Origin of the sequence: Candidatus Chlamydia corallus (assembly GCF_002817655.1) — a bacterium.
GTDB classification, from domain to species: Bacteria; Chlamydiota; Chlamydiia; order Chlamydiales; family Chlamydiaceae; genus Chlamydia; species Chlamydia corallus.
Genome location: NZ_NWQK01000002.1, coordinates 278,577 through 300,016 on the forward strand (window position 1 = coordinate 278,577; position 21,440 = coordinate 300,016).

A 21,440-nucleotide genomic window follows, 5' to 3' on the forward strand; every position below is an offset into this window, starting at 1 on the left:
ATGTATGAAGCAGCAAAAGCAAAAAATTCGTATTCGTCTGAAAGGATTCGATCAGGGGCAGCTAGATCGTTCCACAGCAGATATTGTGGAAACTGCTAAAAGGACAGGGGCTCGTGTTGTAGGACCGATTCCTCTGCCTACAAAAAGAGAAGTCTATACTGTGCTGCGTTCGCCACACGTCGATAAAAAATCAAGAGAGCAATTCGAAATTCGCACTCACAAACGCCTTGTAGACATTTTAGATCCTACAGGAAAAACTATCGATGCTTTGAAAATGCTTGCTCTTCCTGCAGGAGTTGATATTAAAATCAAAGCCGCTTAATTCAAGCTTGTCTATCGAGATGTATTTACAAGAAAAGTTGAAAGCTCAGCAAGTCCCTTTAATATTGCGTGAGCTACTTTCTTGTTCCGATTCCGACTCCACCACTAATGATAGCGATCCTGTCTATCGGATCGTCTTTAATAGCAATGATACGACTTTATCTTATAAAGTAGGGGATGCCTTAGGAGTCTTACCCGAGAACTCTAAAGAGGCTTCGGAACACCTTCTATATCTTCTAGGCTATTCCTCAATGAGCCTTGTAAATATAAAAAAAAGTTCTGAAAAAGTTCCTGTCCAAAAATTTTTTAGATGTTATGTTGATCTTGATAAGATTCCAGCAAAGCTCACCTCTTTTTTCCCTAATAGAGATGCTAATATCACGCTCTATGATGCAATTCAGGAGTATCGTCCTCGTATCCCAATAGAGCTTTTCACTGAGAGCGTTTTTCCCCTACTGCCTCGTTTTTACTCTATAGCCTCCTCACCACATGTATGCCCCAAGAGTATAGAGTTATTAGTGAAACACGTTTCCTATCCTGGAAAGTATCAAAAGCGTTTTGGTGTTTGCTCCTCGTTTCTATGTAGTAAACTTCAGATACACGATTCTGTTCCTATATTCGTACAACCTACAAGACACTTCACGCTATCTAGAGAGACCCAAGGGAAGCCTTTAGTTATGATCGGAGCAGGAACAGGAATTGCCCCCTATAAAGCTTTCTTAGAAGAACGCCTTTTCAATAAGGATCAAGGAAGTAATCTATTGTTTTTTGGTGAACGAAAAGAAAAAGTAAACTTCTATTATCGAGAATTTTGGAATCGTGCAAAAGAAAAAGGAAAATTAAAACTCTTTCTAGCCTTCTCAAGAGAAGGAGACCAAAAGATTTATGTTCAAGATCTTCTTAGGCTTCAAAAAGATGATGTAAGAAAAGCCTATGAGGAAGGAGGGTTTTTCTTTGTTTGTGGACGTAAAATCTTAGGCATAGAAGTAAAACACGCTTTAGAAGACATCTTAGGAAAAGATGCTTTAGCTTCCCTAAGAGAGCAGCATCGTTACGTTATTGACGTCTATTAGCCGCAGTATTCCATCAGAGTTAAAATACAGAAACACTGTACGCCATCTCCACAGCCAAAGTCACTCAAACCCTCTCCAGAAGTTGCAGTAATGCCAACATCCGTAGGTGGTAAATTCATTGCCTGTGCAATATTTTGACGTAGTGCAGATAGCTTACAGAGAAATTTAGGTCGGCTCCCCTCGATGGTGATTGCCACGTGAGAAATCTTTTGATTGGGCTTCAAAGATTTTAAAGCTTCCTCAAGATACATGCCGCTATCTGTAATTCCTCGTGTTTGGAGAAGTTCATCAGCAACCTTCCCTAAAATAAGTTTATTAGTTACCGAGGAAATGGCATTACAAATCGCATGAAAGATAATGTCACCGTCAGAATTTGCCTGAAATCCTGGGCAATGATCAAAAATTATACCACCCAAAATGCAGGGCTTGGTGGAACTTTCTGGGAGAAAGCGGTGGCTGTCTTGACCAATGCCTGTACGGTAAATCCATTTCGGCTTCGGCAGGGGAACGTCATTGTCTCGATCCATAACTACCTGGTATATTTTTTAGAAATTTCTTTCATAAAAGATACTACAGAATTTCTAAAATTCACGCATCATTCCAATAATCTACGACGAACTTTCTTTCTATGTCTAGACATTGTCTTCCAAAAAAAGAAACTTTGGTTAGTGCAAGAGACGTTCCCCCTAGATTCTATAGTAAAGAATTTATTTATCCTTTCAAGAAGAGCACAAAATATAAAAAAAGAAGCGTCCACCACTGCCTTTCTTTATGCTCCATAAAAACTTGATACTCGAAGTTTCCCTTAGAATAAAAAGAGAAGTTATGAATTCGAAATCTCATTGATATTAAACTGAATGTTTTCCTATGATAGCTAAGTACAAATGGCTAGATAGCTCAGATGGTAGAGCAGAGGATTGAAGATCCTTGTGTCGTCGGTTCGATCCCGGCTCTGGCCATACCCGCTTGAGGATAGCGCTCTCCGAGGGGTTAAAAATTATAATCCAAGACTTTGTATTTTGTATAATCCTCAAGTTTGCTAAAGTAACTTAGCAAACAGCGCCTAGCTTTAAGCATAGAAAGATTCATAAGGAAAAAATTAATGGAGCCTTACGCAGTAATTCAAACAGGAAGCAAGCAATATCAAGTTCGCGCAGGCGATGTGATTGATGTTGAGTTGCTAGGTGACCTTGCTTCGGGTAAAGAAGTCATTTTTGAAGACGTTCTCTTCGTATTCGATGGAACGAAGGCATCTTTAGGGAGCCCTACGGTTGCGAATGCACAAGTAAAGGCCCAATATCTTTCTCATGTTAAAGGCGAAAAAGTAATCGCCTATAAGTATAAAAAACGCAAGAATTATCACCGTAAGCACGGACATCGTCAGAAGTATCTTCGCGTGAAAATCCTTGAGTTAGTGATATAAACAGAAACTAGAGAGTTTAGAATTATGGCACATAAGAAAGGACAGGGAGCAAGCCGAAACGGCAGAGATTCAAAATCGAAGCGCCTTGGGGTCAAAGTGGGTGCTGGACAAAAAGTTTCTACAGGAAGTATTCTTGTTCGTCAGAGAGGCACACGATGGAATCCTGCACAAAATGTAGGTCGTGGTCGCGATGATACACTATTCGCTCTAGTCGACGGTATTGTAGTAATGAAAAAGACAAATCGTACCTATATCTCTGTTGTTCCTGAGCAACTTTAGATCCTTGCTTTCCGATTTTTTACAGTAATATTAAAAAAGCTCAGTTTTTTGCTCAGGCATCAAACCGAGCTTTTTTTGTTTTAAGAAGGATAAGAATGTATTCATGTTTGTAGATCAAATTACCCTAGAACTGCGTGCTGGAAAAGGCGGGAATGGTGTTGTTGCTTGGCGAAAGGAAAAATATCTTCCTAAGGGAGGACCTTATGGCGGCAATGGCGGCAACGGCGGCTCGGTAATCATAGAAGCAACCACGAATGTATATTCTTTCGAAGCTTATAGAAACACCCGCTTTTTAAAGGCCCCTGACGGTCAGTCAGGAGCAACGAATAATCGTACAGGACGTAGTGGTAAGAATCTCATTGTTTCTGTTCCTACAGGAACCCTTCTTCGTGATGCCGAAACTGGTGAGATCCTTCATGACTTTACTATAGATGGAGATCGTCTCCTAGTTAGCCAAGGGGGCAGGGGAGGTAAAGGAAATTCTTTCTTTAAGACAGCAGTAAATCGAGCTCCTACAAAAGCTACTCCAGGAAAACCTGGAGAAATTCGTCAAGTAGAGCTGGAACTTAAACTTATTGCTGATATTGGTTTAGTGGGTTTTCCAAACGCTGGAAAGTCTACACTATTTAATACGCTCGCACATACCGAAGTTAAAGTCGGAGCATATCCTTTCACAACTCTAGCCCCCTCTTTGGGCCTGGTTCTCTGCAAAGACCGCTTATATCAAAAGTCTTGGATTATCGCTGATATCCCAGGAATTATTGAAGGAGCTCATCAAAATAAAGGCCTGGGATTGGATTTTCTTCGCCATATTGAACGCACTCTTTTATTGCTGTTCGTCATCGACGTCTCGAAAAGAGAAAGAAACTCTCCTGAAGATGACTTGCAAACGCTGATCCACGAGCTCCACTCTTATCAGCCAGATTTTGAAAAGAAAGATATGCTAGTAGCTCTAAATAAAATCGATGATCTTCTTCCCGATGAGCAACAGGAGTGTCTCCAAAGCTTTCAAAAGCGCTTCCCTAGTTACACATTTATGTTGATTTCAGGGTTAACAGGAGAAGGTGTTAATGGATTGTATGGTTTCTTCACACAAAGGCTCGCAGTATAACCTATGCCCATCAACAAGGATATCGTAGGTCCTACTGGGAAATCTAAAAAGTATGCAACGCAAATTCCAACAAAAGAACAGAATATATTCAAGAGAATGGATATCACCATAATCCGTGTCATCTTGTAGGAAAATCTACACGCTATAGCTACAGGCAGCACCAACATGCTAAGCATGAGAATCGTTCCCATGACATAAATCAGCATAACAATAGTGATTGCTGTCAGAATGAGCAGTAGGAAATACCAGATTTGTACGGAACAGCGGTTTAAAGCCATATACCTCTCGTCAAAGCAAAGAGCAAGGAATCGAGTGTGACAAAGTACCACAATTCCTAAAACAAGAAGATCGAAGAGCCCTAAGCTATAGAGATCGGAAGGGGTGACCCAGAGAATGTTCCCAAATAAAAAGTTGATGAGTTCCCCGTTAAAGGTGGGCAGTTGGGAAATGAATATAATTCCAATAGCCATGCCTACAGACCAAATCATAGCAATCAAAGAATCTTCCCTTTCTTGGTATTTCAGGTGGATCTTTCCAATACAAAGAGCTAGAAAAATAGCTCCAATAATTGCCCCATACATAGGAAGAAAAGAAAGATGAAGCTTGTATTGTATCCATAAAGTAAGGCCAATTCCTCCTAGAATTGCATGAGAGATACTTCCACTAATAGAAACAATACGTTTTACAACGATATATGTTCCCATAACGCCGCCAGCTACAGAGGCTCCTAAAGCTGCCAGGAATGTGGGAAGTAAAATAAGGAGGGGAAATGAATCATGGATTAGCGAAGAGAGCATGAATGTTCCTTATTCTTGTAGGGATGACAACAAAATTGGTCTGTTAGGGTCGAGGTGTCTGTTAACGAAGTCAAAGTTTTATTCATATAAAAAACCTTGTTAAAGTAATTCGTCGTATGGTGAAGATCGTGAGTTACCATAAGAATGGTGCAGGTATGGTTTAACTTTTTGAGAATATTTAAAATTCTTTGTTGATTATCAGGATCGATGTTTGTCGTCGGCTCATCAAGAATTAAAATTTCAGGATAGGAGGCTAAGGCTCGTGCTAGGAGTACCCGCTGAATTTGTCCTCCCGAGAGGTGGGCGAAGCAGTGGCAATGGTATTCAGAAAGTCCTACAAGATCCAAAGCTTCGTCGACAGCTTCAAAATCTTTCTTTTTATACTTCCCGTGCCAGGAGAGCTGAAACAATCTTCCTGAGAGAACTACGTCTTTTACCGAAATAGGGAAACAAGGATCATAAGAGAAGTGTTGGGGAACCCAACCTATCATCGCATGGGCTCGCTTACTCTTTAACTCAGAAGGGAAGATCTTCAAGGATCCGAATGTAGGGGTTAGCAAACCTAAAACTAACATGGTTAAGGTGCTTTTTCCTCCTCCGTTAGGCCCTATGATTCCTATAAAGTCGCCATCATAGACAGAGAAAGAAACATCATGAATGATATTAGGTCCTTTGCTTCCATAGCGGAAAGCTAAGTCCTCAGCAAGAATTCGTATTTTCATAAACTGGAAAGAGTGGTCGCTATGGTTTTTAAGTTTACAAGGACATTTTCTGCATAGGGATCGAGATTCACAGTATGCATATGGAAACGATCTGCCAGCATAGCGCTGCTACGTCTTCCAGAATATTGGAGAAGAATTATAGAAGAAATTTTATATTGTTCGATCTCAAGGAATACGCGAGCAACGTCTTTAGGGGAGGGGTCTAAATGACTGCTTTTTTCTATGGTATGCTGAGAGAAATTGTAGTCGCGGCAAAAATATCCAAAGGCTCCGTGTGAAACTAAAATATGGCGTTGTTTTGCCTCCGAGGTAATAGCAACAATTTCTTCATGAAGTTTGTCTAAAGCTCTAAGGAGTTTCTCTCCATTGCTTTGATATAGAGACGCGTGTTGAGGATATTTTTTACTTAGAGTCGTAACGATAGTCTCTACCTGGACTTTGAGGTTTCTAGGACTTAACCAGGTATGGGTATCGTAGTTTGTGGTGTGCTTAGTACAGCAGGGTTTTTCTTGAATTAGGGCAACATTTTGGGAGAGATCTACTTGTTCGCACGTTAGGTTTCTTTCACAAATTTTTTCAAAAGCCTCTCCTATACGGAACCAAAGATCTCCTTGTCGTAACTCTTTGATTTGCCGAGGAGGGAGTTCATAGGTATGGGGATCATAGTGATTGGTAACTATGGCATAAACAAAGCAGGTCTCCTCCGCAATCTGTTCGACAAGGAACTTATAGGGAGCAACACTGACAAGAATATGAGGCTTATCTATCGAATCATTCCCGTAACTTTTTAACGAATATAGGGTAAAGAAAATGAAAACTATTACTTTATGCATGACAAAAGCAGTTGGATAAGATGGTCCATTATTCTATTGGGGCATAATTTTAATAAAGAACGAATATCTAAGAACGGAAGATCTTAGTAAAAAAATTTCATAGTAAGACGGGTATTGATAAAAATGGAGAGGTTACGATATGTTCTCAGCAAGTCTTTTTGCCTGGAAAATCTATAAATATGGAGAGATGTCCGAGTGGCTTAAGGAGCACGCTTGGAAAGCGTGTGTGCGTTAACGCGTACCGTGGGTTCGAATCCCACTCTCTCCGTATCCTCCCATTCCCTAGAATACGAACCGCATACCTCCATTAGCCATTTGGACTAAAGTACGCATCGAAGCATCGACAGTATAAGTGCCATAGATTGTCCAGTCCGAGTGGCTTAAGGAGCACGCTTGGAAAGCGTGTGTGCGTTAACGCGTACCGTGGGTTCGAATCCCACTCTCTCCGTATCCTCCCATTCCCTAGAATACGAACCGCATACCTCCATTAGCCATTTGGACTAAAGTACGCATCGAAGCATCGACAGTATAAGTGCCATAGATTGTCCAGTAACTTCCAAGATACATTTGAGAACTCACTTCCGCACGAGCTGCGTTTCTCGTAGGGAGGACATTGACTACCTTGTCTTTCTCTTTGGTAGAGAGAACCTCGTAGCTGGCCTTTGGATTGTTCCTAAGGATCACAGGGAGGTAAGCAGCTGATGCTTTGTTGTATATAATAATTCCGTGTGAGGATACCGCCCCGTCTATAGATAATCCAATAGGAATGACTAAGTTTCCATAAGAGCACGCAGAGAAAGATCTAGGATTGTAGTCTAGCTCTGTGAATTTCTCCTGGCGAATTTTTGTATACTCAGCCTCTGTATAGACCGTGAACCTTCCTGTGGAGTGGGGTTGAGGTTCTTTAAGGTCCACACTTAGACGCAGATCAAATAACCAGGCATTGCTATCCCAGTTTGCAGTATTTTGTTCTTCAATAGAAGGATAATAGGTTGTGGTGTCATGTTGCATATAGCCATAGGTCGCGACACCTTGGAATAAGATAGGTCTGGACCTTGTCCCTGGAAGGTAGAAAATGTTCCCAGCATAAAGAGACGCTTGCGTAGAGTGGCCTGAACCTTTATGTTTGTAGTTGTCCAGGTGGTATTCAGACTGCGCGTGACCAAAAACTTGACTGAAGGCAGCTCCTAAAATAAATTCTTGGCGAGGCTTTGCATCTACAGCGGCAGTGTACCCTCTGCCATGATAGGTAAATGGGTCAGAATTTCGAGACACTTCTTTTCTAAGGAAGGAAGCTACAGCCGAGGCCCAGAAGTTGTTGAAAGCAGGGTCTTCAAACCTTGCATTGTTCAACATATTTCCTAAAATACCCTGCTTTACTGTAACTAAAGAGTTTTGTGCTCCCCAAATAGAGTTAATGTAGAAATGGTTGTCTCTAGGGATGTAGGGCCAACGTAGATATTTATCAAAAGTCCATTTTAGAATAATTTTTGAACCAGAAGAACCTGGATCTAAATTCCAGGTTCCTAAATATCCTTTTTTAGCTCCTAAATTTCCCTCGAGAGTTACATTAGTGACCGTGACTGTCCCTCCTCCAGCATTATCTATATTGAAAAGAGTTACATCACGATCTTGGCCAAGGTAAGAATTTTGATACAAGTTGCCGTTGGGATCTAGAAGAGTAATTGTTCCCGTAATGTCAATCTTATCCTTGGCATCTGCAGTAGTCCTCGATACTAATTTCAAACTGGGTGGAGAAACTGTAGCTTTTTGATTGTCTTTAGGAGGAACGAGCTCACTAAAATCAATGATGACGTTGTTCAGAGAAATTCCGCCTGCTTCTTTAGAATGGTTGGAAAGAACTGTCCCTGGCCCCATAGTGATTGTAGTTCCTGGAGATTGAGTAAAGGAAACTACGCTAAGTTCTGCATTTTTACCTAGAATGAGCTTCCCGTTTCCGAAAGTCACTTTTTGTGGAATATAGGATTTATGTTCGTGAAATTCTCCAGAAAATAAAATTGTGCCCGTACTCGTAGCTTGTGAATTTAATGTTAGTCCCTGAGCACTTGCTTCTTTTGTTGAAACGTTAACTGCATCATAAAAAGCTATCGTTTTTCCTGCCGTAGCTTCCATTTTGGTAAATTTTACATTTCCTGCAATGCTGCAATATTTGTTAGTTGCTGTACATAGGTTGTTTTGGAAGAGAATATTTCCATTCAGAGCCGATAAAGAGATCGTGACATCTGTAGTATCATTGTTTCCATAAATTGCAGCTCCTAAGTTAGTTACAGGAGTTGTCGCATTTGTTTGGGTTTCTGTTACCTTATTGTTTTCAAAGGTAATTTGCGATTCTGCGGAAAGAGTTAAGGCTGTGGAACAACAAATAGCACTTCCATCGTGTTTTGAAGAGTTATTAGTGAAAGAAGCATTCGTGTTGGTGATGTCGATAGTCGCTGCGCAGAGAGCTCCTCCGCGGTTTAACGCAGAATTATTTTTAAAAAAAACGGAGTTGTTACCTGTAATTGAAATTTTATTGGCTGGTGAGCCGCCAGTAGCATCAATACAGCCAATCGCCCCCCCACTTTCTGCATAATTGCCTGTAAATGTTAACGAAGGGTTATTTGTTAAACTAACAGAACTAGCTCCAATCGCTCCTCCAAAGCTATCTTTATTTCCTGTAGTTGCCGCTGCAGTTGCTTCCGACTTTGCTGAGTTATTTGAGAAAGTAATGGTTTGAAAGTTATTTTCGATTGTCACTGTAGGAGCGTAGACAGCACCTCCAGCAACTTGTTGAGTTGTTGTAGTTTTCTTAGTAGTTGCGGAGTTATTGTCGAATATAATTGGCGTAGAACATTGATTTATAGTGAGAGAAGTCGTTGCATAGATACCCCCACCTTGTATATCTGCATCCTGGGCTGTGCCTGTATTAGAAACAGAGTTCCCTGTGATGCCAAACATACCAGATATGTTAGTTAGTGTAACAGCTCCAGTTGAATAGATGCCTCCTCCATATAAATTCCCAGCGGTAGTAAGATTAGTTTCGACTTTATTATCAGCAATCGTGAAGCTTCCAGATAGAGCTTGTAGTGCGATATTTTTTGCATAGATACCCCCACCACTTTCTGTAGCCGTATTCTGTATAATAGAACCACTCATAACTTTTTCAATGGTGAGAGCATCTGTAAGGTAGATACCTCCACCTTTTTTAGCTTGATTGCTTTGCATTGTAAAATTGTCAATGCGATCAAAATGTGCTTTTGCTCCAGCAATGCCCCCGCCATTATTCGTAGCCGTATTATTGGTAATATTGACGTTAGTAATATAACTGAAAAGGCAATCCGTTTTATCTGTATCTGTTTGAGTGAGTAAACCACCGCCGTTTTCTGAAGAAGTATTTTTATCAAAAGTTACAGCGGATAAATTTGAAAAGGATGCATTTTTAGTGTAAATGCCCCCACCACTTTTTCCTGTATTTCCAGTAATGACAGCTTCTCCATAAACTGGCTGTTGAACGGGGGCAGGTTCACTTGGAGAAGGAGTGTATGTGAAGGTGAGTACAAATTTCTCAGGGACATTCGCACCACCACCATTTTCCTTTGCTGTATTTCCATTTAAACAAAAACTCTCTAACGATGTCATAGTCAGAGATTTCCCTGAGGCAAGAGAGAGCCCCCCACCACTTTTATCGCTGGTGTTCCCTTGAAAGAGTGTTTTTCCTGTGAGGTTCGTGAATGTGATGTTATCCCCACAATAAAGGCCCCCGCCTTGATCAAGTGCTTTATTGTTAATAAACTGGATTCGATGAGAATCGGAACACTGGAATGTCGAGGTAATGTAAGCACCTCCTCCCATATTTTGGCATTCGTTGTTGTCAAACAATAACATGGATGTGATTCCAGATACAGTCAATCCCTTCGTACTATATAAGGCTCCTCCTTTTGCTATGTTTGTTGGAGGTGGTGTAGAGGTACCGACAGCAGCTGTAGTAGTTATAGGGCTAGAAACTACTGAAGTTATGGCTCCAGGCACTTTGGTAATAGGAGCGGAATAATTTCCAGTCTTATTTTTACTGAGGTGCACTTCTATGAGATTAGAGAGGGTGATATCGCCTACAGTAAAGATAGCTCCACCATTATCTGTCGAGGTGTTCCCAGAAAATGTAGCGAGCACAGAGCTATTGTTGATAACTAAATCCTTCTTAGTGTAGATAGCTCCGCCTTCGCCCCGAGAGATATTGTTGGTCATCTTCAGAGTAGCTATATCTTCTAGGGTGACGGCTCCTATAGCATAAATACCCCCACCCGACTTATTGGCCTTGTTGCCACTAAATAGGGTAGTTCCCGTGCATTTTTCGATTTGTACAGAATCTCCAGCAAAGATAGCACCCCCAGATTCTCCAGTAATACCAGTAGTGACTGTAAGAGTTGGATCTACTGACGCATAGTTAGACTTGAAAGTGAGATCCTTATATGCAGAGATTAGAACAGCCTGTTTAGCATAGATAGCGCCTCCGTTTCCTGCAATTTCTTGCGTGAAGGTTAGTGGAGTCGATGGGCTACTGCTACTACTACTACTTGTTGCTGTAGAGCTCGTTGGTTGAGGAGGGACAATAGCGTTGTTTGAAATAAATTCGATGGATTGTGTAATGTTCGAAATGGTTAGTGTAGACTCAGTATAGATTCCTCCACCAGCTTGTTCAGAAGTGTTTTTTTCAAATTTGAGACTGTCTAAAGCGTTAAATAAGGTAGCTCCTTTAACATAGAGCCCGCCGCCTTGCCCTGCCGAGGTGTTATTAGTAAAAGTTACTGCTTCAACAATCGCTTGTGTTGTGAACGCACCTTCAGTATAGACTGCGCCTCCACTTTTCTTCGCTGCGTTTCCTAAAAAGGTTAGGTTTTTTAAACCAGTAAATACTAAGGGCCCCTTAGAGTAAATAGCTGCTCCCTGTCCTGTCATCTTAAGGTCCTTAAGAGTAAGGGAGCCAGGATTTCCAGAGTCTGTGGTGAAGGTTAAAGTTCCGTTAGGCTGGTCACTATAAAAGGCAGCACCTCCTTTTGGGTCAGGAGTAGTGGTTGTTGCGGATGAGGATGAGCTACTGCTACTACCGCTGGAAGAAGCTAGTGAATGAGCAAGAATATCTGTAACTGAAGGAAAGAAAAGGTGATAGGAATCTAAAAAGCTATCTTTTGTAAAATCAAAATACGAATTTATGTAAGTTGATCCGACTACAGATGTACCTCCACTAGAACTTCCTCCTGCACCTCCACTAGAACTGCTATCAGCAGGTGGGGGTGGTGGTGGGGGTAAAGGAATATTTGTAAATGTAGAGAATGTGACATCACCAACAAAGGTATACGTAGTGCCTTCAGTGTCTGTTGAGGTTTGTGTAAATCCTGTTAAGGCAGCGTCGCTTGTAGGATCCCCAGTTCCTGTATGGCTGGTACTTATTTCAACAGAGGAGGGATCTCCGAAGACCGTTAATGCGGGGATTACGGCAGCAAAAACAGCTGTAGCTGGTAGCCACTTCATAGAGGAAAACCTATCAGATATATTCACAGACTCGATAAGTGATAGATAAATCAGATGAATAAATTAGGCAAGGGATAAAAAAGCGAGCGCTTTAAGTATAACAACTCGTTTTGAAAATCCCTTTTCGTTTCTATAGTTAACTTCTAGAAGCTGAGAGAGAGGCCTGCATGTGCATTTGCTGAGAGGTTGCTTCCTTCTCGTTGCGTGCTAGAAATCCCGAGATAGGTAGTCACAACTTTATACTTAATGGTGCTGTTTAATGTAATGTTTAGAGCTTCTTTCCCTAGAGGGACTCCTTGGATATCCCACTTGTAGTGATTTAACACTAAGGAAGCTGAAGATTGTGGGTTGACTCGATGTAGGTCTTTAATATACGAAGTGCTGACTTCGAGAAATAAGGAAGAACGAGAGCCTATAAAGCGCATTTCTAAAGCAATACCTAAAGGTAAGGATAGGTTGTGCATTTCTGAAGAAGAAAAATATCTAGGGTCATAACCCGTTTCTACAAAGGGATTTTGCACTAATTTTGTATACTGGAGGTCTAGAAAGGGAGTGATCTTTAGGTAGCGTATTCCTTTAGGATAGGCATACGATACGCCAACAGATCCTGTCCATCCGTAGTTTCTCCATGATCCCTGAGAGGTTCCTTTATGGGGGAACACATGCTTCATTACCTGAGAGTCTTCAGTATAACTAAACGAGGATTTAAGAGAGAGTGCTTGCCAGCTTTTGTTAAGAGAGACGGTTCCTATCAGCATTTGAGCATGACTCTTATCTGCAGCGGTTTGTTGTGATGAGGAAGAAAAGAGCTGAGTGAGTGCGGCACTAAGTATGGTGTTGAAAGAGAAAGGAATCCTAGCCCCAACGTTATGACCTGCGTGCTGTACTAAAAGAGAATTGGAAATTTGTTTAGGATCTTGCTCCATAATTTGGTAGATAGGACCTCCAAAAATACAGAGATGCTTGAGGGGGATGACCTCTGAGTTATTGAGGTAATTGTTATTTACCATAGACGCTATGTTCAGACCAGAAAATGTAGACCATAAGGTTGTTGGAACAAAAGATCCTTGTCGCTTTGGATCCAAAGAAAACTCTCCAGTCGGAGTCCAAGAGGCTATGATGGTTTTCTTTTCTTTGGTGTCGTTAGGAGACCAGGAGAATTTCCACGAGCCTTGATACCCATATCCCCTATATTCAGATTCAGTTATGACTAGATCTCCGACGTTTTTCCCTGGCCTAGAGGGGGCTTCAACAAGTTTTTTCGCAGATAGAATAATCGAGGTTGTATAAGATTTTGCTGCGTATTCATGATTTTCATAGAAAGATTCTGTGTGGCCATAGATCACAGGAATGCCTGAAATTTCAATAGAAGCCTTTGAGGTGGCTCGGATTTCTGCAGGAGCTGAAGAATCTGGATTTTCTAGGTTGAATCCTAAATTTGTAATTACAATTTTATCTTTTTCAGAATTTTCCCCTTGGGTGATCAATTTGGAACCTGGCCCGAGAGCAAGAAGGCCCCCCTCTTGATAAAAAGAACGAACAGCAAGAATCGCTTCCCCTTCTATAGAAAGGACTCCAGAACAAAGACGTACAGGTTGGTTTATAATTGAAGTTTTGTTCTTATTTTCTTTTTTATGCTCTGGAGATAGGCGAGCTCCTGAAAAAATAACCGCCCCTCCAGATTTTATAAATCTTGGGTGGTTGATATAGACAGAGTTATAACTTTCTGTTGCAGAAATTACAGGATCATAGAAACAAATCCTAAACCCTCCGTTAGCGCTGAGAGAAAATTCCCTAGGAGCTCCTCGGATAGTAATGGCATTATTTGTGAAGTTTGAGGTTGAACCTATAGGTTTACTGGAATTCGATCGTACTTTATTTCCAAAGAATTCAATATCTCCTTGATTTGCATATAGGCGTACTATAGATCCAGTACTATGCATATAGATAGCGCCACCCTCTAATCCAGATGCAGAGTTATTTATAAAGTAAACAGGACCTTGAGCATCGATGTCGCAAAGAGAAGATGCTGCTATGGCCCCTCCACCAGCTGCTGAGTTCGCTTCAAAGACGATACTACCTTTGCAATCCTTGATGTTAACATAATCTGCGTGGATCGCCCCGCCAAATTTTTCTGCGGTGTTTTTAGTAAATAGGGTGTCGCCCCATTGTGAATAGAGATTACAGTGGCGGCTATAGACAGCACCTCCTAAAAGAGCATTGTTAGAGAGAAAACTTGTCGTTTGAAAGTTATTCTCAAGAGTTACTACTCCTTGATCATTATAAATGGCTCCACCAAGTTCGGCTTCGTTCTCTTGAAAGATGATCTCTTGATTCCCAGCAAAGGTAATAGGCGAGCCAGGACTTACGCTACTTATGGCTCCTCCGTATGCTCGATGAGAGGGATCTCTATTCATAGCTTTGTTTTTTAGAAATAGGACGGTTCCTCGATTGTCTTTAAAGAGGAGGGCTTTACTTTTTCTCCCCTCTAAGAGCAACGCTCCCCCAGGTCCATAGCTGATGTTATTTTGGCAAAGCACGCTAGTATTATTTACGAAGGAGAGATCGCCAGAGGTGGTAAGGACACCTCCACAACTTTCATTGTTTTCAAGAACAAGAGAGCGAAGACCTTTGAAGGTAACATTGGATTCAGAAAACAGTCCAGCACCGCGGGCCCCTAAATGGATGTTTTTAAAGGTAAGAGCCGCTAGTGGAGTGCTGTTTATAAAAAAGAGGTCGCCTTTTAAGTTAAGGAATGCAGCTCCAGGTTTATGGATAGAATTTCCTAAAAAATCACAGACAATAAAATCTTTGCGTAGAGAATATGTAGTTTTTGTTAAAGATGAACTGCGTAGAGTAAAAAGTTCAGGATCTTCTCCAGAGTGAATCCCCGATAGAGGGAGGAGGATATCGTTCCCTGTTAGATAAGAAAGGGGACAAAGGGAAGAGATAAATAAAAATCCCCAAAGACGGATCTGCTTCATATGTCGGAGTCCTAATAAGTTATAGTCTCATACAGATCTAAACTTACATAGAAAAGAAAAATAAATATACGGAAATAAAAACTTAACCAAGGAATCTTATAGCGATGAGTTTTGTTAATTTTCTTTCTAGATAAAGCTCTGAGAAGATATTCTGACCTCGCAGAGCTTATCAGAAACTTTAATCTTTGTCGTCCAGGATTCCCTTCTTAAAATCCTGAAGTTCATGAGAGATATTTTTAACAAGCAACTTAGCCTGTTTTGCGAATGACTTAGTATGCTGCTTAGAATTTTTAAATAACACTCTACTTTTTTTAGCCCCAGAGTTTTTCACTTTGAGGATTTTCTTCCGCAGTTGAACTCCACTTTTAGGAGTAAATAAGCATGTTAATAACGTAGCTATGAATCCGCCGAATAAAACACCTCGTAGCCAGCGAAATCGTTTGCATTTGGTTTTCTTAAATTTGTGTTTGTTCCCGAACATAACGATATCCCTCAACGTTTTAATCTTTATTACGAAACACTTTCCAAATGAGGAGTAGTGCTGCGCACCATTTAATTCCTTGGCATAAATTTTTTTTCCAACCTCTCTGCTTTTTTTCATCTAAGAGTTCTTCAATATCCTCAGAGAGAGAGTCGCGATTTTTTCTTTTTTTTAGCCATCCACAGAGAAGCTTTTTTCCTAACATCAAAGGAGCTAGGATTTTAGCTTCGAAATTTAAAATTGTAGTCATCCGATGGATGTTTTTAAGGATTCTATTGATGTGGCGTAGGAAGAAGATCGTCATCACGAAAATGGTGCACATCCCTATCGAGAGGAGCACGCAACAGAAAATTAAGATTCCGAGAAGATAGTTATCCATAAAAAATAAAAAATTAATTACAACTTTTTATTCTTTATTTTACTTTCTATGAAGTGTTTTTTTCTAAAACTAATCTTTAATTTATTAATAAAAAATTAAAAATACCTGTCCTGTTTACTATGAATAAGATAGGTTTTTATTCTGTGGAAAGTGGGGTTTCCTTGAAAGAAGAGACCTTTTCAGGGAACTGAACTTCTTTTCTTAATAGGAAGACTCCTAAGAGGTTAAAGCAAAGGAGTAGAGCTCCAGATACGGACATGATCAGTAAAGCTGTATTCTGGCTGAGGAAACAAAATAGGGGAAGAATAAGAAGACCGTAGAGAGTGTAGATCTTTGTACCCAGGTTTCCGTAAAGAAACTTTGCACACTTCTTGCCAACCAGGAAGTAGGAGATGATCGTCGTATAGCCTGTAACAAAGAAGAAGGTGGGGAGGAAGAACCTTACCATAGGGAAATAGCTTGTTAGGGTATGTTCTACTGCTTGAGAAGCGTTTTCGAATCCCAGAGACCATGAGCCTGAAGCCAGCACCATGAGAAGACTAAGAGTACAGATCAGGTTGTCTATGGCAATGCCAACAATACTGAGCTGGGCCTGAGTCCTGGGATCTTTGGCAGAACTTTCACTTTGGATGATGGAATCAAAACCTATACCAATATCCCCAGAATAGGCTGCTCGTGAAATTCCTTGATGAATGGTAGTTGCTACAGTACAGCCTGCAAATCCTCCCAAGGCGCTTTGTCCTTTAAATGCCGAAGAGAATACTGTGGTGATTAGCTGAGGAAGGGTAGAAAACTCTTTGATTAGGATATAGAGGGCTAGGGCACAATAAAGAAGCATAAAAAAAGGAAGAACTAGAGAACAAATTTTTCCTATACGCTGTAAACCTCCTTGAATTGCATAGAAAACAAGAAAGAGAAGAGCTAGCATCGGGTAGATTTTAGGAATGTTCCAGCAGTGGGCAAGACTGTCAGTAATGACTGAAAACTGGTATATTTCAACTCCATAAATGCAGAGAAGAATCGCAACAATAACAGAAACTACAGGGGTTTTAAATGCCTTGGTAAGAAAATACATCGGCCCGCCCTGATAGACACCATCACTATCTAACTTACGGAACTTGATGCCGAGGTATACCTCAGAATATTTAACAATAGACCCAAAAATACCAGCAATCCAAACCCAAAAAAGAGCCCCAGGTCCACCGATACACGCGGCTGTGACAATTCCTACAACATTCCCTATACCGATATTTCCTCCTGCGGAGGCAAAAAATACTTTTATAGGATGGACACCTTGTTTTGTTTCTTTTTCTTGAGCATTCTGAGAATAGTAACGAAAAAGCTTACAAAATTGAGCGAACTTCGTAAATTGAGAAAACCGTGACTTCCAGGAAAAACCAACGCCTAGAACAATGATTAGAAGAAAGGCGACGTAAGACCAAAAAAAATCATCAAAGACAGATAAAAGTGATAGGAGACAGTTCATCACAACGGAAAAAGTTTTTTAAAAAATTATTTTACTTCCTCTTAAAGGGATCTATATTATCTCTTTTTTCAGTTTGTTTTGTAGGAAAATAAAATTTGTAAACGAGTAACAATGTTCCTAAAGAAATAAATACATCCGCGACATTAAAAGTAGGGAATGCCCATTGTTTATAATTAAAAGAAATAAAATCAACTACGTGTCCGTAAAAGATAATATCCCCAACATTGCCTATAGCTCCTGAACAGAGAAGGATCAGCGCGGCTCGGATTGTTGATGATATAGATTTTTTTTTAAATATAAGGTAAGCCAGAATGCCGAAAATAATAAATATACGCAGAAGGAATAAGAAATATTTATAATCTGAAAAGAGACCAAAAGCAGCTCCTTCATTAAATATAGGAGCAAGTGAAAATGAAAACTGCCCCCAACTATGAGTATATAAGGTGGGGTGCGTTAAAATTTGGAGATCTTTGTATTGTAATAAGACAACTAGCTTAGTGACCCAGTCGATTAAAACAAGCAGGGCAACGACTAGCAGTGTACTACGAAAACGTTTGGCCATAGAACTTAATTCCCAGATAGCAGCCCTTTTTCAAACTGTTCTTGAGCTTTCACTGTCATGGTAGCGTAGGGAATAGCTATCAACCTAGCCAGGGGAATTTCTTCTCCACTGACATCACAAATTCCGTAGGAAGACTCATCAATCTTTTTTAGAGCTCTATTAATTTGTCTTAGAAGCTCGTATTCTTTTGTGGTGACTTCTAGGCTAATAGTTCGATCGAAGGTATCGGTACCCTGGTCTGCTTGATGCTGGGAATACCCTGTAGCTTCGTTAGGTTTTTTCACTTCTTGAGCGTTTCCTTCTAGAGTATGCGACAATTTGGCCTTCATTTCCAAAAGTCTTTTCTTAAACTGTTCTATTTCCTCATCTGATAATGGCACAACCCTGCTCCTTTAAAATTCAACTATTTTTCCATATCTGGAGTTGCTGACAATAAGACTTCCATTAATTCACCAACGTCTTTGAATCGACGATAGACGCAGGCAAATCGGATATAGGCAATCATATCAGACTTTTTAAGATACTTCATTACTAGTTCGCCAATTTCTTTCGTAGAGATTTCCCTATTTTGTTTCCCTAAGAGCTCGGATTTAACATTAGAAGCTATGGCATGAACCTGGTCTTGGCCAATTCGTGTGTGGCTAGAGGCTGCGTTCAGACCATGAATTAATTTAGATTCTTGAAAATTTTCGTAGCGACCATCACGTTTTAATACTTGTAAGGTGAGCTCAACCGTTTCAAATGTCGTAAAACGTTGAGAACACTTTAAACATTCCCGACGGCGTTTTATTGCGTTAGCTTCTGGAGCGTTTCTTGAATCTATAACTTTCAACTCCCCATGATTGCAAAAAGGACACTGCATGGGAGCTACCTCCTAGGTTAAGGTAGTCTAAGAAAAACTGGATTTTTAGGTTAGGATAAATATAAGTGACTATAGTTGCAAAGTTTTTTTCCACGAAATCAAGGGAAGACAAAATACTTCCTTAGAGTAGCAGCCTTGGAAGTTGCTGTTATCTTGAGCCAGTGTGTGAAATTATTTTGCTTATTGAGAAGAAAAAATCGTATTCTACTCTAGAAAAGCTTTTGTTGTAAAGCTTCTGTTATTAAACGAGGTGGGATGTTTTCAGGAATTATTCAAGAATTAGGTGAAATTTGTTTTTTAGAATTTCAAGGAAAAGGCCTAGGTCTAGGAATCAAAAGTACGCCAGCGTTTGCTCGTCTTCTAGTCCCAGGATCTAGTGTGGGAGTGGATGGAATCTGTTTGACTGTAGTATCTCGAGATCAAAATAAAATCTTTTTTGATGTTATTCCAGAAACCTTAGCTTGTACGACTTTAGGAGAAAGGAACTGTGGTGATCTAGTCAACCTGGAGGGAGCATTACACATGGGAGACGCGATTGGAGGCCATTTGCTTTCTGGCCATGTTTTGGGAACAACAGAGATAGTCGTGATAAAAGAAAATCGTTATTATTTTCGTACTTCCGAAGAACTTTCTCCTTACCTTTTTGGAAAGGGATTTATTGCGATTGATGGTATTAGCTTAACGATAGTTTCGGTCGATTTTGATACTTTTTCTGTAGGATTGATTCCAGAGACTCTTCAAAGAACGACTCTAGGAAAGAAGAAAGAGGGAGAGAGAGTCAATATCGAGATAGATATGTCAACAAAGGTACAGGTAGATGCAATACAACGTAGTTTGGCCTTAGCAGAGAAAGAGTAGTTATGGATTATAAATTACTTGATAGTGGGGACGGCAACAAATTAGAGTGTTTTGGTCCTGTGACTTTGATTCGTCCTTCAAGTGTTGCTGTTTGGCCAAAAAGTAAACCGAATCTCTGGTCTCAAGCGCAGCTGCAGTATATTCGTGAAGGAGAGAAAGGAGTTTGGAAAAGTTTTAAACGTCTTCCTGAAGAGTGGGAGATCTCATGTTTTGATGTGCGTTGCCTATTAAAGAGAACACCGTTTGGGCATCTAGGCATATTCCCCGAACATATGGGATTCTGGCCTGCTTTGCAAAAAGCTATCCAGAAGCACGAAGGTTGTCAGGTACTGAACCTCTTTGCTTATACAGGGGTGGGTTCCATTTTTGCTGCTAAGTGTGGAGCACGTGTGACCCATGTGGACGGTTCCCAAGCGGCAGTACGTTGGGCACAAAGAAATGTAGAGAAGAACACTTTTCCTGATAAGCGTATTTTTTGGGTTGTTGAAGATGTGATTTCTTTTTTAAAAAAAGAAATCCGTAGAAATAAAAAATATCGCGTGATTCTTTTAGACCCTCCAACCTACGGTCGTGGACCTGATGGAGAGGTCTTTAAAATAGATAGAGACCTGTTTTCTTTACTTTCTTTATGTTCGCAGCTCATTGCGAACGACGCCTCATATTTTCTCTTGACTTCTCATACTCCTGGCCACACGCCAGAATTTTTAAAAGCCATAGCCAAGCGCAGTTTGTCAAATCTTTCTTCTGAAGCATGGTCTTGCGGGGAAAGTTTTTGTGGAGAAGGGGTCACAGCATTGCCTTCTGGGAGTTTTGTTCAATGGAGTGCATAGGAAAACACAATCCCCGAGTTAAGGAGGCTCTGGCTTTAAAACGTTCTCGCTGTAGAAAGAGTTTATGGTTTTTAGTTGAAGGCGCCCGTGAAATTAAGAAGGCATTGCGTGCGGGATATGCATGTCAGCACATTTTTTGTGGAACACATCTCTCAGAAAAAGAAGTGGAATTTTTAAATGAATTCAAAAGAGATTCTATAGAGATTTTATATTGTTTAGACTCTACTTTGGCCCAACTTTCTTTTAAGGAACATCACGACAATTTCGTTGCGGTTATACAAAAGAGAGTATGGAATAAAGAAGATTTTTTGAATCGACGTAGAAATACCCAGCCTTTCTATCTTATTATTGAGCAGGTAGAAAAACCTGGGAATGTGGGGGCTATCTTAAGAATAGCTGATGGTGCTGGTGTTGACGGTGTCATTTTATGCAATCCTGTTGTGGATGTGTATAACCCCAATACTGTGCGCTCTTCTTTAGGCGCTCTCTTTTCTCTTCCGATTCTTTCTCTTGCAGGTGATGAGGTAAGAGAGTTATTAAAGCAGGAGGGTTGGGCAGTTTTTGTAACATCTCCTCGAGCTGAAAAAATGTATTTTTCTGAAAACTATCTTGGACCCACTGCTTTAGTGTTTGGTTCAGAAAAAGATGGTTTGACTGAGGAGTGGTTTTCGGAAGATTTTTCTCCAATTGCTCTTCCTATGTTGGGGGAATCAGATTCTTTGAATCTTTCTACTTCTGTAGCTGCTGTAGCTTACGAAATTGTTCGTCAACGTTGGATTAATAGTATGACACTTTTCTTTTTGAGATAGAATTAATTATATTGATTTTTTTGTTTAAAATAATTTTTTTAATTAAGCTTTGTAAACTTGATTTTTAATCTTTTTTCTGGAATACTGGATCTCCTTGTAAC

At 40.3% G+C, this 21,440-nt stretch carries 20 protein-coding genes and 2 tRNA genes; 10 read left to right on the top strand and 12 right to left on the bottom strand.

All coding sequences use genetic code 11. From position 1 onward, the window contains the following. Positions 1-4 precede the first annotated feature (4 nt). Positions 5-322: a 30S ribosomal protein S10 gene (gene rpsJ, locus CMV32_RS03735; protein ID WP_010883187.1), complete on the top strand. Its 318-nt coding sequence runs from the start codon at positions 5-7 to the stop codon at positions 320-322. A gap of 19 nt (positions 323-341) precedes the next feature. Next, positions 342-1,394, top strand: a complete 1,053-nt coding sequence (locus CMV32_RS03740; protein ID WP_100934672.1) for a ferredoxin reductase domain-containing protein — start codon at positions 342-344, stop codon at positions 1,392-1,394. On the opposite strand, the gene ispF is transcribed toward CMV32_RS03740, so the two are convergent. Beyond that, the gene (gene ispF / locus CMV32_RS03745; RefSeq protein WP_100934582.1) at positions 1,391-1,921 is read right to left on the bottom strand and encodes a 2-C-methyl-D-erythritol 2,4-cyclodiphosphate synthase; all 531 of its coding nucleotides are present in this window, start codon (positions 1,919-1,921) and stop codon (positions 1,391-1,393) included. The two genes, CMV32_RS03740 and ispF, sit on opposite strands and share 4 nt — an antisense overlap. 359 nt (positions 1,922-2,280) lie before the next feature. On the opposite strand from ispF, the gene CMV32_RS03750 reads away from it, so the two are divergent. The 4 genes from CMV32_RS03750 (at position 2,281) to obgE (ending at position 4,207) form a co-directional block, all read left to right on the top strand. Then, positions 2,281-2,353, top strand: a tRNA-Phe gene (locus CMV32_RS03750). Between the two features lie 143 nt (positions 2,354-2,496). Then, entirely contained in the window at positions 2,497-2,817 is a 321-nt protein-coding gene (gene rplU, locus CMV32_RS03755) for a 50S ribosomal protein L21 (protein ID WP_100934583.1), read from the top strand. A 24-nt stretch (positions 2,818-2,841) separates the two neighbouring features. Then, positions 2,842-3,096, top strand: coding sequence for a 50S ribosomal protein L27 (gene rpmA, locus CMV32_RS03760; RefSeq protein WP_010883183.1), 255 nt, complete (start codon positions 2,842-2,844; stop codon positions 3,094-3,096). 103 nt (positions 3,097-3,199) lie between these two features. Further along, complete coding sequence (gene obgE / locus CMV32_RS03765) at positions 3,200-4,207, top strand: GTPase ObgE (RefSeq protein ID WP_100934584.1); 1,008 nt, start codon at positions 3,200-3,202, stop codon at positions 4,205-4,207. On the opposite strand, the gene CMV32_RS03770 is transcribed toward obgE, so the two are convergent. Genes CMV32_RS03770 through CMV32_RS03780 form a run of 3 tightly spaced genes read right to left on the bottom strand, consistent with a single transcriptional unit; the run spans position 4,123 to position 6,559 of the window. Beyond that, the gene (locus CMV32_RS03770) at positions 4,123-5,004 is read right to left on the bottom strand and encodes a metal ABC transporter permease (RefSeq protein WP_100934585.1); all 882 of its coding nucleotides are present in this window, start codon (positions 5,002-5,004) and stop codon (positions 4,123-4,125) included. The two genes, obgE and CMV32_RS03770, sit on opposite strands and share 85 nt — an antisense overlap. Next, on the bottom strand, positions 4,989-5,726 hold the full coding sequence (locus CMV32_RS03775) for an ABC transporter ATP-binding protein (protein ID WP_100934586.1): 738 nt from the start codon (positions 5,724-5,726) through the stop codon (positions 4,989-4,991). Before CMV32_RS03775 ends, CMV32_RS03770 begins: the two co-directional genes overlap by 16 nt. Next, positions 5,723-6,559, bottom strand: a complete 837-nt coding sequence (locus CMV32_RS03780) for a metal ABC transporter solute-binding protein, Zn/Mn family (RefSeq protein WP_100934587.1) — start codon at positions 6,557-6,559, stop codon at positions 5,723-5,725. The genes CMV32_RS03775 and CMV32_RS03780 overlap by 4 nt, the downstream gene beginning before the upstream one ends. A gap of 181 nt (positions 6,560-6,740) precedes the next feature. On the opposite strand from CMV32_RS03780, the gene CMV32_RS03785 reads away from it, so the two are divergent. After that, positions 6,741-6,827, top strand: a tRNA-Ser gene (locus CMV32_RS03785). 194 nt (positions 6,828-7,021) lie between these two features. Here CMV32_RS03785 and CMV32_RS03795 read toward each other — a convergent pair. The 8 genes from CMV32_RS03795 to nrdR all read right to left on the bottom strand — a co-directional run bounded on the left by CMV32_RS03795 (position 7,022) and on the right by nrdR (position 18,842). After that, positions 7,022-12,088: an autotransporter domain-containing protein gene (locus CMV32_RS03795; protein ID WP_100934588.1), complete on the bottom strand. Its 5,067-nt coding sequence runs from the start codon at positions 12,086-12,088 to the stop codon at positions 7,022-7,024. A gap of 143 nt (positions 12,089-12,231) precedes the next feature. Then, positions 12,232-15,072 carry a polymorphic outer membrane protein middle domain-containing protein gene (locus CMV32_RS03800; RefSeq protein ID WP_100934589.1) on the bottom strand — a complete coding sequence of 947 codons (2,841 nt, stop codon included), beginning with the start codon at positions 15,070-15,072 and terminating at the stop codon, positions 12,232-12,234. A 178-nt stretch (positions 15,073-15,250) separates the two neighbouring features. Beyond that, complete coding sequence (locus CMV32_RS03805; protein ID WP_100934590.1) at positions 15,251-15,553, bottom strand: YtxH domain-containing protein; 303 nt, start codon at positions 15,551-15,553, stop codon at positions 15,251-15,253. 19 nt (positions 15,554-15,572) lie between these two features. Beyond that, positions 15,573-15,932 carry a hypothetical protein gene (locus CMV32_RS03810; protein ID WP_100934591.1) on the bottom strand — a complete coding sequence of 120 codons (360 nt, stop codon included), beginning with the start codon at positions 15,930-15,932 and terminating at the stop codon, positions 15,573-15,575. A 136-nt stretch (positions 15,933-16,068) separates the two neighbouring features. After that, on the bottom strand, positions 16,069-17,418 hold the full coding sequence (locus CMV32_RS03815) for an amino acid carrier protein (protein WP_100934592.1): 1,350 nt from the start codon (positions 17,416-17,418) through the stop codon (positions 16,069-16,071). A 31-nt stretch (positions 17,419-17,449) separates the two neighbouring features. Continuing rightward, on the bottom strand, positions 17,450-17,980 hold the full coding sequence (gene lspA / locus CMV32_RS03820) for a signal peptidase II (RefSeq protein ID WP_100934593.1): 531 nt from the start codon (positions 17,978-17,980) through the stop codon (positions 17,450-17,452). Between the two features lie 5 nt (positions 17,981-17,985). After that, on the bottom strand, positions 17,986-18,360 hold the full coding sequence (locus CMV32_RS03825; RefSeq protein WP_100934594.1) for a TraR/DksA family transcriptional regulator: 375 nt from the start codon (positions 18,358-18,360) through the stop codon (positions 17,986-17,988). Positions 18,361-18,383: 23 nt separating this feature from the next. After that, positions 18,384-18,842, bottom strand: a complete 459-nt coding sequence (gene nrdR / locus CMV32_RS03830; protein WP_100934595.1) for a transcriptional regulator NrdR — start codon at positions 18,840-18,842, stop codon at positions 18,384-18,386. Between the two features lie 255 nt (positions 18,843-19,097). Here nrdR and CMV32_RS03835 point away from each other — a divergent pair, with 255 nt between their 5' ends. From CMV32_RS03835 to CMV32_RS03845, 3 genes are read left to right on the top strand one after another with little or no spacing between them, the layout of a single operon-like run. Continuing rightward, positions 19,098-19,700, top strand: a complete 603-nt coding sequence (locus CMV32_RS03835) for a riboflavin synthase subunit alpha (RefSeq protein ID WP_100934596.1) — start codon at positions 19,098-19,100, stop codon at positions 19,698-19,700. Between the two features lie 2 nt (positions 19,701-19,702). Beyond that, positions 19,703-20,530: an RsmD family RNA methyltransferase gene (locus CMV32_RS03840; RefSeq protein ID WP_100934597.1), complete on the top strand. Its 828-nt coding sequence runs from the start codon at positions 19,703-19,705 to the stop codon at positions 20,528-20,530. Then, positions 20,518-21,339 (top strand): RNA methyltransferase, encoded by an 822-nt coding sequence (locus CMV32_RS03845; protein WP_100934598.1) that lies wholly within the window; start codon positions 20,518-20,520, stop codon positions 21,337-21,339. Before CMV32_RS03840 ends, CMV32_RS03845 begins: the two co-directional genes overlap by 13 nt. Positions 21,340-21,440: the final 101 nt, after the last annotated feature.

Coding starts and splice junctions, on each gene's coding strand:
- rpmA (WP_010883183.1), top strand. CDS start 2,842: ATGGCACATAAGAAAGGACAGGGAGCAAGCCGAAACGGCAGAGATTCA.
- CMV32_RS03780 (WP_100934587.1), bottom strand. CDS start 6,559: ATGCATAAAGTAATAGTTTTCATTTTCTTTACCCTATATTCGTTAAAA.
- CMV32_RS03740 (WP_100934672.1), top strand. CDS start 342: ATGTATTTACAAGAAAAGTTGAAAGCTCAGCAAGTCCCTTTAATATTG.
- CMV32_RS03800 (WP_100934589.1), bottom strand. CDS start 15,072: ATGAAGCAGATCCGTCTTTGGGGATTTTTATTTATCTCTTCCCTTTGT.
- CMV32_RS03840 (WP_100934597.1), top strand. CDS start 19,703: ATGGATTATAAATTACTTGATAGTGGGGACGGCAACAAATTAGAGTGT.
- lspA (WP_100934593.1), bottom strand. CDS start 17,980: ATGGCCAAACGTTTTCGTAGTACACTGCTAGTCGTTGCCCTGCTTGTT.
- obgE (WP_100934584.1), top strand. CDS start 3,200: ATGTTTGTAGATCAAATTACCCTAGAACTGCGTGCTGGAAAAGGCGGG.
- CMV32_RS03835 (WP_100934596.1), top strand. CDS start 19,098: ATGTTTTCAGGAATTATTCAAGAATTAGGTGAAATTTGTTTTTTAGAA.
- CMV32_RS03775 (WP_100934586.1), bottom strand. CDS start 5,726: ATGAAAATACGAATTCTTGCTGAGGACTTAGCTTTCCGCTATGGAAGC.
- CMV32_RS03795 (WP_100934588.1), bottom strand. CDS start 12,088: ATGAAGTGGCTACCAGCTACAGCTGTTTTTGCTGCCGTAATCCCCGCA.
- CMV32_RS03845 (WP_100934598.1), top strand. CDS start 20,518: ATGGAGTGCATAGGAAAACACAATCCCCGAGTTAAGGAGGCTCTGGCT.
- CMV32_RS03770 (WP_100934585.1), bottom strand. CDS start 5,004: ATGCTCTCTTCGCTAATCCATGATTCATTTCCCCTCCTTATTTTACTT.
- ispF (WP_100934582.1), bottom strand. CDS start 1,921: ATGGATCGAGACAATGACGTTCCCCTGCCGAAGCCGAAATGGATTTAC.
- CMV32_RS03805 (WP_100934590.1), bottom strand. CDS start 15,553: ATGTTCGGGAACAAACACAAATTTAAGAAAACCAAATGCAAACGATTT.
- CMV32_RS03810 (WP_100934591.1), bottom strand. CDS start 15,932: ATGGATAACTATCTTCTCGGAATCTTAATTTTCTGTTGCGTGCTCCTC.
- nrdR (WP_100934595.1), bottom strand. CDS start 18,842: ATGCAGTGTCCTTTTTGCAATCATGGGGAGTTGAAAGTTATAGATTCA.
- CMV32_RS03815 (WP_100934592.1), bottom strand. CDS start 17,418: ATGAACTGTCTCCTATCACTTTTATCTGTCTTTGATGATTTTTTTTGG.
- rplU (WP_100934583.1), top strand. CDS start 2,497: ATGGAGCCTTACGCAGTAATTCAAACAGGAAGCAAGCAATATCAAGTT.
- rpsJ (WP_010883187.1), top strand. CDS start 5: ATGAAGCAGCAAAAGCAAAAAATTCGTATTCGTCTGAAAGGATTCGAT.